Origin of the sequence: Cryobacterium fucosi, assembly GCF_004403515.1 — a bacterium.
GTDB classification, from domain to species: domain Bacteria; phylum Actinomycetota; class Actinomycetes; order Actinomycetales; family Microbacteriaceae; genus Cryobacterium; species Cryobacterium fucosi.
In genome coordinates, this window is the sequence record NZ_SOHH01000061.1 from 1 (window position 1) to 12325 (window position 12325).

Sequence of the window (12325 nt, forward strand, 5' to 3'; positions counted from 1 at the left end):
GTAAGCTCACCCCGATCGAGTTTGAGACAATAAACGTGGCCCGCAAGGCCGCCTGAAACCACTAACCCTTCGAGTCAACTGAACTCGGGGCAGTCCCCCCACCGCATCCCTCAGCTTCCTCATGGGTTGAAAATCTCCGCCCGGAATTCGACTGCCAGCCTTGACCTCGAACGCAATGATCGCGCCATCGTCGCGCTCAACAACGAGGTCAACCTCGTCGCCATCGCGGGTCCGCCAGTGACCCACACCAGCAATTCCATCGAGCCAGGACGCCTGCCGTTGGATCTCGCCGACGACGAACGTTTCCAAGAGATGGCCGAACTCGGTCAGCGAGGTGGGATCGCGCCGAGTGAGCTTCTCCGGCGTGAGGCGCATCAGACGAGCCGCAACACCAGAATCCATCATGTGCAACTTGGGGGAGGCAGCCGTTCGGGACGTGAGCGTTGTGTGCCACGCAGGCAGTCGTTGCAGCAGGAACACCGCTTCAAGAAGGCGCGTGTAATTGTCGGCTGTGGTCTTATCCATACCAATTTCTGATGCCGCCCGGGTGATGTTAAGAACCTGCCCGGTTTGGCCTGCAAGCCTTCCGAGCAACTGGGGAAGTACTGCGGTCCGTCGAATATTACTGAGCTCGCGTGCGTCACGTTCGAGAGTGAGGCGGACGTAGTCATCGAACCAACGGTTTCGAGCGTGGGCCGAGGTACGAGCCAGAGCCATCGGGAACCCTCCACGGACCATACGGTCGATGTACTCGTCCCTGCTCGTTGTGGACGACAGCCCAGGAACTGTTGCTGCTGGATCCGAGAAGAGCCCCTCAATGAGACGAATGTCCTGGCCTTCGATTTCCCCTTGGGTCAAGGGGTAGATCGTGATGCGATTCAAACGGCCGGTCAGCGATTGCGCCGCGGTCGGCAACGCATCATGACGCGTCGAACCGGCCAGCAGGAAGCGACCTGGAGCACTACTTCGGTTCAGCTCGGTCTTGATTGCGTCTAGGACCAGCGGTGCCTTCTGATACTCGTCGACGCATACGGGTGCACTGCCCGCCATGAATAACGCCGGGTCCGCGCTGACGGCATCACGTGTTGCCAGATCGTCTATCAATATATTAGGAATTTGGAGGCGTCTGTACTAGAAATTTGGAGGATCCTGAGCTAGGAATTTGACAGGAATGGAAATAGCCAGGTAGCTCGCTTCTAACATGCCTGCCGGATAGCTCCCGGTTGCGATCGGCGGTGACAAAGCAGCCAAGCTGCCTACACCCTTGGACGATGGGCGGGACCGCGCCGGTTTGCCTCGTCGTTCGAGGCTGGCTTTTCTTGCGCGATGTGACGCTCGCGTAGGCGCCGTAGACGCTCGGCCACATCGACGGCTCCTCCCAAGTCGGTGTCCCCGGACAGCCGCTGCCGAAGACCGGCGACGCGCCCACGCGCCTCCGCCGCAACGTCGCCCTCAACAACACGTAGGCGCTCGAGGGATGCGACGGCGGTCGTTTAGGCGTCGTCGTCTGTGCGGCGATTCCTACTTCCCCGACGGCACCACCACCGGAACCCCCGAAGACGCCGTCACCACCGCCAGCCGCCTCTACCTCAACGCGAAACCCGAAAACGGACCCCCGACGAACTATCGAACAGCACCACTAGCGGCCGGAGTCGCCCCGGTCGGAGTGACCGTCGTCGTCACGGTCCTTGTCGGCGCTGCGATCACGCTTCTTCCCCTCGGCGGCAATGGCGAACAACGTCGTCGTTCCGGAGACTTCGTTGCCGACCGCGAGCATCGGCTTCCCGCTTGGCGAGTCCTTCGCAGAGATGAAGGCGAGGCCCTCCGGGCCGAGGTCTCCCGCCCGCGACAGATCGGCCGCGCCCGTACCGGCCTCAACCGACTCCTCCATCGAAACGGAGAAGTCACGATTGTTGATGTAGGTCACGAATGTGGCCGAGGCGGGGTCGGTGATGTCGTAGGCCATGATCCCGCCGACGCGCTCAAGTCCGATGAAGGCGTAGCTGCGACCGTCGATCTCGCCGATCGCGAGGTTCTCCGGCTCAGGGCCCTTGTCGTCGCTTCGGCCCTCCAGGTTGGACACACTGTGGTTGGAGTTGAAGAAGTCGGGGTTGGCCGCGGCCGTGATCTCCTCGAGCTGCTGACCCGAGTCGAAGACCTGCTCACCGCCGGTCGTCCAGATCGAGAACGAGCGGGCGCCGAAGGCGTAGAGCTCCTCGTAGCAGGTGCCTGCCTCGTTCAGGCCGTTCTCGGTGGTCACGTTCAGCCGGCCGAGGTCGGCGTCGCCAGTCAGGCCGGCCAGCGGGCTGTCCGCGCAAATCGGCAGGAGGCCATCCGCGCCCAGATCCTTCACCCGGGCACCCTCCGCGTAGTCGCCCCATTCGCGGGCGTCGCCCTCGTTGGCGGTGACCAGGTAGGTCTCGTCGTCGGCGGTGTATGCGGTGATTCCGTCGGGCATGTACATGCCCTTGAGACCCTCGTAGCTCTCGATGTTGAGGGTCGGCGCGCCCTTCGGATCGCGGTCCGAGGCGTCGATCCCGTTACCGTCCAAGCCGTGGTTTTTGAACCCGAGCGGCCAGATTTCGGTGATGTCGGCATCCGCGAGGCTCACGACGGCCACCGCGTTGGCCTCCTGCAGGGCGACGTAGGCGACCGCGCTCCCGGCGTCGATCGCGACATACTCGGGTTCGAGGTTCGCCGAGACCGGGTTGGCCCCCAACCTGGGCCCGAAGACGCGAACATCCTCCGGCAGGGTCTTGCCGCCGCCCGCCTCGAACGCGTGGAAGTCGGCGGCTCTGACCACCGATTGCTCCGGCGCGGTCACGCGCTTGGGCAGGGTGACGATGCTGACCGAACCCTCGGGGTCGACCGTGAAGTCCTCGTTGGGCTCCCCCTCGTTTGCGACGACGGCGTAGCGGCCGTCGGCCGAGATGCTGACCATGTCGGGGAGCGCGCCCACCCGCACGGCTCCCAGCACGGCCGCCTCGTCGGCGTTCGCGTCGAAGAAGACCAGCCAGCCGGCATCCGTCTTCACGTCTGATTCGATGGCGATCGCACCGAGCCCGTCCTCGCGGACCGCAACGGAGTTCGCGGTGGTTCCCGCCGGGATCACCGAACCGTCGTCGGCCGTGATGCCCTCCGCCGTGAGGTCGAAGATCTTGGTGGGGTCCGCGGGGTTCGCGGCGTCCAGCACGTCGACCGCGCCGGCCTGCGCGTTGACGACAAAGAGGCGCTCGCTGTCGGCGTGATAGGTGACGATCTCGGCGGCCGACGCGTCAAAGACGCCGGTCTCGTAGCGGCCGAGCACACTCAGCGTGAGCCCGGCGGCCTTTCGTGAGCGCGAGTCGCGCTCGTCGCCGTCGTCGGCGGATGCCGCCGGCACCATTGCCCCGGTTGCCAGGACGCCTCCGAGAGCGAGCGCCAAAACGGTGACCGACGCACGGCGGCGGCGGGGGCTGAGGCTGGGGCTGAGTGCGGGCATTCGAGGTCCTCCAGGGTCGTGCTTAACTGTTCCCCCTGTTTAGGGGCCGCAGATGGCGAACGGGTGAATTCCAGATGGCGGCGACGGGAACGACGGGATCAGGAGCGAGCGCTGAGGAATGCCCTGAGGCCGACCAGATCGTCGGTGTTGATGTGGTCGACTCCGGCCTCATAAAGCTGCGTCCAGACCGCGTCGCGCGCCGCACCGGCCACATCCGTCGTCGCCCAGAAGCGCACGCGGTAGCCCTTGTTGTGCGCGGTCTGCACGTACTCGTGCAGCTTCGCCCGCTCGGCCTCCGGCATTGCGCCTTCGCCGTTCCAGGTGAACAGCCTGGTCCAGTTCTCGCTGACCAGCGGCATGAGTGTGGCCGGGATGTCGCCGGCCAGATCGCCGGAGCGTCCGTCGTAGAAGCTGAACCGGTTCGTCTGGGCCCGCATCGTCGCCAGGGGTCGATTGCCGCTCACCACCGCGGTGACCGCTCCGCGTTTGGTCTTTCCGTCGGAGTAGCGAGTCATGATGCCGGAGCGTTCCGCGAGGGCTGCTTCGATCGCCGCGTACGTCGTCTCCGGCTCGGACTTGATGTCGATCAGCAGCTGCACGCTGCCGTTCCAACCGGGGTAGACGCTGCGGCCCTTCACCATCTCGTCCAGCGGGTCGAGGTAGAGGCTCTCGAGCGTGACGCCCGGCCGCACCCCCTCGAGGCTGTGCGCGACGAGAAGCTCCCCGCCGATCAGCCACACGTCGACCTCCACGCTGGTGAAGCCCTGCTCGAGGGCATCGAACAACGGGCGCTCGTGCTCGTAGTCGTTGTGGGCGTGCGCGGCCGCCAGCGGCTCGCCGAGCACGACGTCGACGCCGCGTGAGCGCGTAGCCGTGTGCTGCTGTGGCGGCGCCGCGGCGCCGGCGAGCGTCGCGAGGGCAAGGGCGGCCACGAGGACCGAAGTAATGGGTGCGAAACGGATGGGAGACTCCTTCTATTCTGAAAGGCGATGCCGCGCAGTGCCGCACCCCCCTTTTGGGAGCATGCCGAAGTCGCCCGGCAACCTCAAGCCGGCGCGGCAGTGTTCACCAGGGCGCCTTCCGCCCGCCGGCATCCGTTCACGGCGACGGATGCCGGCGGCCCCGACCTCGTGGATGCGGCAGTCAGTACTACCGGGAAGGAAACAGTGGACGCCAGACATGGCGGGCTATTCATGTGCATTAGTGCGCACATGTATTATTGGTACCCGAGCCACGAGGAGTGCTGCACCATGCTGTCGGTTCTGAAAAACCCCGTCTATCGGAAGCTGTTCACCGCCCAGGTGGTGGCCCTGCTCGGGACGGGTCTCTTGACGATCGCCCTGGGCCTGCTGGCCTTTGATCTCGCCGGATCCAAGGCGGGCGCCGTTCTCGGTACCGCCCTGACGATCAAGATGCTGGCCTATGTCGGTGTTGCGCCTGTCATTGCGGCTCTCGTTGAACGGCTCCCCAGGAAGGTCGTGCTGGTCGCTGCGGATATTGTCAGAGCCGCCGTGGCCTTGTCGCTGCCCTTCCTGACCGAGGTGTGGCAGATCTACGTCCTGGTTTTCGTGCTCCAGGCTGCTTCGGCCACCTTCACGCCGGCGTTCCAATCGGTGATCCCCGTCATCCTGCCGGATGAAAAGGCCTACACCAGGGCGTTGTCGCTCTCCCGACTTGCCTATGATCTAGAAGCCCTGGTCAGCCCTGCCCTTGCAGCCTTGCTGCTCACCGTCGTCAGCTACAACAACCTCTTCCTCGGCACTACTGCCGGATTCCTCGTCTCGGCATTGATGGTGGTCACGATCGCGTTGCCCACAGGCGAACAGGCTGCGGCGGTGGGAAGTGTCTGGCACAGGACCACACTTGGCGTCAGAATATTCGCTCGGACGCCCAGCCTGCGTTCACTGATGGTGTTGAATCTGACGGTCGGTGCATCGACGGCCCTGGTACTGGTGAATAGCGTCGTCTATGCCAGGGACACGTTCGGGCTTTCCAACTCCAGCCTGGCCCTGGCCCTGGCGTCCTATGGTGCGGGGTCGATGATCGTCGCCCTCAACGTCCCGCGGATACTGGACCGCACTGGCGACCGGACGTTGATGCTAACGGGCGCCTCCATCCTCACGGTCGGTCTGCTGCTGGCCATTCCGATGACGGTCGCGGCTGGTGCCTGGGCAGGGTCCTGGTGGTTCCTGCTCGCGTTATGGGCGCTGATGGGGGCCGGAAACGCCATGATCATCACTCCGTCGGCGCGCATACTCCGGCGGGCATCCACCGATCAAACTCGCAGTTATATCTTCACGGCTCAATTCTCTCTTTCGCACGCGGCCTTCCTGATCACATACCCGATCGCCGGGTGGCTAGGAGCCCTGGGACTGGTCTGGGCCGTCGTGGCACTGGCCATCATCGCCGCAGGCAGCATGATCGCCGCGCGGGTGATGTGGCCGGCACCTCAACTGGCACCCGAGCCCGTCGCAACCATGACAGGAGCCTGACCATGGTCGATAACCGCAGCCACACCTCCGCAATCACGGCAGATGACTCGAGACTCGCCACGGCGGCTGCCACCTTGAAAATGCTGGCCGAAAAGACCCGGCTTCACATTCTGTGGATCTTGACAACCGCGCCGGCGGACGTCAACTCGCTGACGAGAGCAACGGGTGCGTCGCGCACCGCCGTGAGCCAACACCTGGCCAAACTCAGGCTGGCCGGGCTCGTCGATGCGCACAGGGAAGACCGTCATGTGATCTATTCCCTCCGTGACGGCCACCTCAGCCGACTGGTTGCTGAGAGCTTGAGCCATGCTGACCACATTGCAACCGGAGAACCGCTTCACCCACCGGAAACCGACGGCGAACCGGCCAGACGAGGCGCCCACAGGTCGACAGCGTGATCGGTTTGTCGCCGCGCGCTCCCGACAAAAATCTCCAATTGGCCGTCGGTCCTAAAGTATGCAAGAATCTGCGTATAAACGTAGATATGCAGGTTTGTGGGCGAAACCCCGATAGGCACCACCACTTCGAAACGGACACCGCATCATGAACGCACGACAGTCACCCGCAAGCACACTCCCGTCGCTGATGACACGGCAGCGCTGGATCGAAGTCGCCCGAATCGTCTTCACGGGCATCATTTCTGTGCTGTTCTGGCAACAATTGGTGCCGGTCGCCGTATTGTGGGGTGCGGTCGCCATCGGGCTATACCCGCTGGCCAAGACCGGCTTGATCGAACTCATCCGCATACGCAAAATCGGGACCGAAATCTTCGTCACCGTCGCCACCCTGGTGGCGGTACTCGGTGGTGAACCGCTTGCCGGTGTGGTGTTGATGACCATCATTCTCATCGCCGAATTCATCGCCGAACTCAATACCGATCGAGCGCGTGCCTCGATAAAGGCGCTCATCGGTTCGGTCCCAGACACCGCTATCCTGCGCGACAAGGACGGCGACCGCTCGGTAGCCGTGGCCGAGCTGAAGATCGGTGACGTGGTCCTCGTACGGGCTGGCGAGAAGATTCCGGTCGACGGCCGGGTCGACGGCGGTAGCGCGGCCGTCGACGAGTCTCCGATTACGGGCGAGAGCATTCCGAAGGACAAAGAAGACGGCGATCACGTCTTTGCCGGGACGATTCTGGAATCGGGTGCTCTGGACATCCGGACCGAACAATTGGGCAACGACACGACCTTCGCCCGCATCATCGCGCTGGTTGAAGAGGCCGAAGAATCACAAGCCCCGGTTCAGAAACTCGCAGACAAAGTAGCTGCCTGGCTGATCCCCATCGTGTTCGTGTTCCTCATTGTGATCTTCCTGATCACCGGCGACGTGCGCCTGATCGTGACGCTTTTGATCTTCACGTCCCCCGCCGAGCTGGGGCTCGCCACGCCGCTGGTCATCATCGCGGCCATCTCCCGTGCCGCCCGCAACGGCGTGCTGGTGAAAGGCGGGATCTTCCTGGAATCACTCGCCAAGGTAGACACCATTGTCTTCGACAAAACAGGCACACTCACCGAAAATACGCCGCGGGTCACGCAGATCGAACTCCACGACACGACTCTCTCGGAACAGGACGTCCTGGCTCTCGCTGCAAGCGCCGACAGGCGGTCGGCTCACCCGCTCGCCAAAGCGATCGTCGACGCCGCCAGCCAGCGAGGAATCGCGATTTTCGAACCCACAACCTACGACCAGATACGCGCCCGCGGCGTGAAGGCCGAAATCAACAACCGGCACGTACTCGTGGGCAATCCCGCTCTGCTTCTCGAAAACAACGTAGCCGTCGACAGGGAAGAGAAATTCCCCGGCGAAACCCCTATCCACATTGCCGTCGACGGAAAACTGGCCGGCATCATTTACGTAGCGGATGCGGTGCGCGCCGAGGCACGAGAAACCATCGCTCAGCTCAAAGCCACCGGTGTCAAGCGCATCATCATGCTGACTGGAGACAACAAGGCAACGGGCAAGGCAATCGCCGACCAGCTGGGGATCGACGAAGTCCATGCCGAATTGCTACCGGAGGACAAGGTAAGCATCATCGACCGGCTGAAGAAGGAAGGCTCACGAGTTGCCATGGTTGGCGACGGCATCAACGATGCGCCCGCCCTGGCTCGCGCCGACGTCGGGATCGCGATGGGCGGCAGCGGGTCGCAGGCAGCGCTTGAAGCGGCGGACGTCGCCCTGATGTCCGACGACCTGCACAAGATCGTCGTGGCCAGATCCATCGCGCGCAGGGCCTACCGAACCATCCAGGAGAACTTGTTTGTCGGTGTTGGTGTTGTGCATGTGCTGGGGATCACAGCGGCCCTGCTCGGCCTCATTGGACCGATTCAAGCAGCCCTCTTGCACCTCGGACCCGACATCCTGGTCTTCGTCAACTCCATCAAGCTTCTGCATGTAAAAATTCCGAACGCCAGCAAGTGAAACCTGCGCGACGATCTCCTCCGCGACCGCACCCTCGCTACTGCGCAGCCGCCGCATTCGTGGCGGTGAACGGTGCGTAAGAGCGGGCGCCCTCGGCGATGTCCCGGTTGAGCCGGGTAAGCCGGGCGACGAGCTCGCCGGGGTTCTGTGCGGCCGACTTCGGCCAGCCGTACGCGGCGACGACGGCCTCGTCGAGACGCTTGTGCAGGGCGGCGAGGTCGGTGAAGCCGCCGTCGTCCATCAGGTTGTAGAGCCTGGTGAGCCCGATGTTGTGCTCGAGGCACAGCGCGCTCCTTCGGGCATACAGGGCAACGGATGCCGCGGCGACGGCCGCGCGCTGATCCGCCGTCACCGGGTCTGGCCAGGGGAACGTCTCGAACACCGTCGTCGGCGTGTACCGCAGACGCGTTTCGAGCGTGGAGGAGCGCGCCCACGCCCACGCGTCATGCGCGCGGGAAAGCAGGACGCCCATGCTGTAGTCGTCGTCGAAGGCGAAGACCATGTTCGCGTTGCTGGCGAGAGTCCACGTGTCTACCCAGGCGATGAGCATGCGCTTTCCGTGGGCTCCGACGGCCGCGTAACGGTCGAACGACGATGTAGCCTGACGTAATCCAACGCGCGGCTCACCAAAGAGCCACCAATTCCTACGGTGCCCTTCGCGGCGAACCGTGTCCCGGAATGGTTTCACCTCATTGCGCACGATCGAAAGCGCCGCAGGGTACTTCGCTGCATTTTCAAGCGGTCGCTGAGCGAAATCGATGATCCATCTGCTTGGCGCTTGGTCTGGGAAATCAGCGAGATCACTCGCCGTCAAATACGGGCGCACGACATCCCGGTACTTGACAGTTTGATTTGCGAGAAGTACCGACGCCACCGTGGGGGGCACGACAAATCCAGAGCCAACGGGTATCGGGCCCTGGAAGCACCTGCTCTTGTTCGCACCGAGCGCAACCGGCGCCCACTCCCCGCCGGTCCCGGCCGTCAGCGACGAGGTGATCCCGTCCACCCGCACGCCATCCAACTCGAACTCCGCGGGCGCGGCATCCGGCTGTTTGACCCAGTTCACGATGCTCACATGCACCTTGGCGTCGCCCGGCCATTTCTGCGTGGAAACGGCATCCGTGATCACGCCGCCCGTCGCGACGATGTAGTTGAGCGAGGCCTCGCGCCCGCGGTTCTGCGTGATCGAGTTGGTGCCGACGAGCCCGGCCCGCTGACCCGGCTTCAGCTGCTCCTGCGCACGACGGAACCAATAGACGCAGAGGTCGCGCACGCCCACGCCGAAGCTCTTTCCGAGCCACTCGACGTACGGCCCGCCGAGACCCGCCCGCAGCAACTGCGACCCGAGGAACGGCGGGTTGCCGATGATCGCATCGACGTCGGGCCAGTCGGTTCGGAGCGCATCGGCGGCGCGGATGCCAGAGAGGTCGACGAGCGGGAGCACCGGCTCGGCCTCGCCGTAGCGCTCGATCATCTGCCGATGGCCCATCCACAGTGTGACGCGCGCGATGAGCACGGCGATGCGTTCGATTTCGATTCCCTTGATGTTTGCGAGCGGGTAGTACGGCAGCGGGCCGGCGGGAACGGGCGCGCCCGTCTCCTGCGCGAGTCGGCTCATCCGCTGCTTGAGCTCGTGTTCAAGGCCACGCAGCTCGCGGTAGGCGACGTAGAGGAAGTTGCCGCAACCGCAGGCGGGGTCGAGCACCGTGAACGCGCAGAGCTCGTCGAGCAGCGAACGCGCCTCTCCGGCGGTCGCGGCGGCGTCGATGCGTTCGCGCCACGGGCGCACGATCGTGGGCGTGACAATCTTCATGATGTCGGCCTCGTGCGTGTAGTGCGCGCCGAGTTCGCCGCGACGCTCGTCGCCGAGCACGCCCTCCATGAGAGAGCCGAAGATGGTGGGGTTCACCTCGCGCCAGTTGAACTCGGCCGCATCCCGCAGGTGCACAAGCTCATCGCGGTTGAGGTAGACCGCGGCGGGCTTGGCGAAGAGTTCACCGTTCACGTAGCGGGTTCCCGCGTACCGGCCCTTGCGGTTGTGGTTGCCCTTCTGGTTGAGCAGGGTGAACAGGTAGCCGATGTCGCGGGCCGAGTCCGGGTCTTTCTCGGCCAGCAGACCGTCGACCGTGTTCTGCAGCGGATACCCCTCGAGCATGCCGAGGTCTTCGGCGAAGAGACACCAGACCAGTTGCATCGTGAAGCGCTGGATCTCGTCGATCGGCGCGGCCGAGCGGTCGGCCATCGAGGTGTACAGCTCGGCGATGTGCCGCGCGGCATCCTTCGTCAGTTCGCGGCGGTGTTCGGAAAAAACCGGGTCGATGCTGTCCGACTGCAGGAACAGCAGCGCGTCGTAGTGGTCGGGCAGTTCGTCGATGCCGAAGCGGATGCGCGGCTCGTTGGGGAAACGACCCGGCTCCCACACCTCGAACTCGCGGAAGTTGCAGGTGACCACCCAGCGTGCGGCCTGGATGTTCTCCTTCGAGTTCGAGGACTCCTGCCAGTAGCGGATGCGCTGGTCTTTCGCCTTCTCGAGGGCGACGTTCGGGCCCTTCATCTCTACGATGAGGGTGCCCGGCCAGTGCAGGTCCATGAAGCCCGCCGACGACCTGAAGTCTTCGAAGAGCGCGCCGACGGCGGTGCGATCCGAGCCGTAGGCGTCGAAGAGTTCGTTGAGGAAGGTCTGCGCCTCGGCCTTCTCGGTGCCCGCGTAGCCCGACCATTTCTTGACGAACTTGTCAAGTGCCGCCTGGATCTCGAGGCCGCTACGCACGGGCCACCGCGCCGGCGCAGGCCACCCTGCTCCGGCCGACCGGGGAACCTGGCCGCACTAGATCAGCCGCACGGCGTCGCCGGCGTAGTACGTGTCTTGCAGCAGCCGCTTGTGGGTGCGGGCGAGGTCTTCGATGGCGTCAACCAGGGCGAGCTCGACGTTCTGGCTCCCGCCGGACTTCTTGACCAGCGCGAGCGCCTTCTTGGCACGGGAGAGGGTGTGCTCCAGGTTGAGCAGCACGTCGGAGATCTCCCCCATCGCCTGCTCCTGTGCGACCTGGTGCGCGGTGCGGCCGTCGGCGTGCTCCGCGTTCGATTTCGCGCCCATTCCAGCCCCTCAGCTTCCGTCAGTTCGTGGTTTCCAGACTACCCGGGGGCTGCGACATCCCTTCGACGGTGGCCCCTGTTTCGAAGAGTCGGCACCGGAGGCGGGTTGGGGAGGAGCCGCCTGCCCACCACCGACCGTGCGCGCTTGACGCCGGAGCTAGTCCAGCCACAGGCGTTCGGTGGCTGGCCTTTGTCCGAGCGGTGGAGTCCAACGGCGCCGTGCGGGCTCGACGTCAGCCTCCGATCTCGCTGAAGAACGACCGGAGGTCGTCGGACACCAACTGCGGCGCCTCGGCGGAGGCGAAATGGCCGCCTCGCTTCACCTACGACCGCGTTTTCGACTCGGAGCTCCGCCGTGGGCGTTGAGCCCCGCTTCGACGAAGCGATCCACGCGCCCAACCGGCTACGCGTGTGCGGCCTCCTGCGCTCAGTTGCCAGCGCCGACTTCGCGACTATCCGCACAACGCTTGAACTCTCTGACGTGAGTCTCTCGAAAACGCTGCGAACCCTGGTGGAGGTGGGGTACGTCAGGACCGTCAAAGTTGCCTCGCCCGCCCGCCCGGACCGACGCACGACGTACCACCACTGTCAGCCTCACCCCACTCGGCCAACACACCTTCGACGCGCACCTCAACGCGCTTCGCAACCTCGCCAAGCCACAAGCGAGCAGCGTCTCCGCCTCATCGTCTCGCTGAGGGTGGTTGGAAGGCGATGCTCTGGGTGGTGAGAATTCGCCCTGACTGCGCCGTGCGCGTTTCCTACGATGATTTTGGCGATGGCCTCCAGTGAGCCAAGAGCATCCGTTAGAGCTCCTTCAAAGTCTTCGGGGGACGGTTCT

At 64.3% G+C, this 12325-nt stretch carries 9 protein-coding genes; 4 read left to right on the forward strand and 5 right to left on the reverse strand.

The features are described 5' to 3' along the window. Positions 1-6 precede the first annotated feature (6 nt). The 3 genes from E3T48_RS07050 to E3T48_RS07060 form a co-directional block, all read right to left on the reverse strand. On the reverse strand, positions 7-1104 hold the full coding sequence (locus E3T48_RS07050) for an ATP-binding protein (protein WP_198417636.1): 1098 nt from the start codon (positions 1102-1104) through the stop codon (positions 7-9). A gap of 535 nt (positions 1105-1639) precedes the next feature. Then, the gene (locus E3T48_RS07055) at positions 1640-3481 is read right to left on the reverse strand and encodes a choice-of-anchor I family protein (RefSeq protein WP_174844139.1); all 1842 of its coding nucleotides are present in this window, start codon (positions 3479-3481) and stop codon (positions 1640-1642) included. Positions 3482-3579: 98 nt separating this feature from the next. Beyond that, positions 3580-4413, reverse strand: a complete 834-nt coding sequence (locus E3T48_RS07060) for a phosphatidylinositol-specific phospholipase C/glycerophosphodiester phosphodiesterase family protein (protein WP_241986701.1) — start codon at positions 4411-4413, stop codon at positions 3580-3582. 318 nt (positions 4414-4731) lie between these two features. On the opposite strand from E3T48_RS07060, the gene E3T48_RS07065 reads away from it, so the two are divergent. The 3 genes from E3T48_RS07065 (at position 4732) to E3T48_RS07075 (ending at position 8391) form a co-directional block, all read left to right on the forward strand. Further along, complete coding sequence (locus E3T48_RS07065) at positions 4732-5973, forward strand: MFS transporter (protein WP_134523219.1); 1242 nt, start codon at positions 4732-4734, stop codon at positions 5971-5973. Positions 5974-5975: 2 nt separating this feature from the next. After that, complete coding sequence (locus E3T48_RS07070) at positions 5976-6371, forward strand: ArsR/SmtB family transcription factor (protein WP_134523221.1); 396 nt, start codon at positions 5976-5978, stop codon at positions 6369-6371. Between the two features lie 145 nt (positions 6372-6516). Beyond that, positions 6517-8391: a heavy metal translocating P-type ATPase gene (locus E3T48_RS07075; RefSeq protein ID WP_134523223.1), complete on the forward strand. Its 1875-nt coding sequence runs from the start codon at positions 6517-6519 to the stop codon at positions 8389-8391. A 37-nt stretch (positions 8392-8428) separates the two neighbouring features. Here E3T48_RS07075 and E3T48_RS07080 read toward each other — a convergent pair whose 3' ends face one another. Together E3T48_RS07080 and E3T48_RS07085 are read right to left on the reverse strand one after the other, a co-directional pair. Next, positions 8429-11161: a DNA methyltransferase gene (locus E3T48_RS07080; protein ID WP_134523225.1), complete on the reverse strand. Its 2733-nt coding sequence runs from the start codon at positions 11159-11161 to the stop codon at positions 8429-8431. 57 nt (positions 11162-11218) lie between these two features. Further along, positions 11219-11488 (reverse strand): hypothetical protein, encoded by a 270-nt coding sequence (locus E3T48_RS07085; protein ID WP_134523227.1) that lies wholly within the window; start codon positions 11486-11488, stop codon positions 11219-11221. Positions 11489-11896: 408 nt separating this feature from the next. Between E3T48_RS07085 and E3T48_RS07090 the strand changes: the two genes are divergently transcribed. Next, positions 11897-12214 carry a transcriptional regulator gene (locus E3T48_RS07090; RefSeq protein ID WP_241986713.1) on the forward strand — a complete coding sequence of 106 codons (318 nt, stop codon included), beginning with the start codon at positions 11897-11899 and terminating at the stop codon, positions 12212-12214. Positions 12215-12325: the final 111 nt, after the last annotated feature.

What these genes read in the sequence shown, in the direction of transcription:
- E3T48_RS07055 (WP_174844139.1), bottom strand. Translation starts at nt 3,481, where the DNA reads ATGCCCGCACTCAGCCCCAGCCTCAGCCCCCGCCGCCGCCGTGCGTCG.
- E3T48_RS07065 (WP_134523219.1), top strand. Translation starts at nt 4,732, where the DNA reads ATGCTGTCGGTTCTGAAAAACCCCGTCTATCGGAAGCTGTTCACCGCC.
- E3T48_RS07070 (WP_134523221.1), top strand. Translation starts at nt 5,976, where the DNA reads ATGGTCGATAACCGCAGCCACACCTCCGCAATCACGGCAGATGACTCG.
- E3T48_RS07075 (WP_134523223.1), top strand. Translation starts at nt 6,517, where the DNA reads ATGAACGCACGACAGTCACCCGCAAGCACACTCCCGTCGCTGATGACA.
- E3T48_RS07085 (WP_134523227.1), bottom strand. Translation starts at nt 11,488, where the DNA reads ATGGGCGCGAAATCGAACGCGGAGCACGCCGACGGCCGCACCGCGCAC.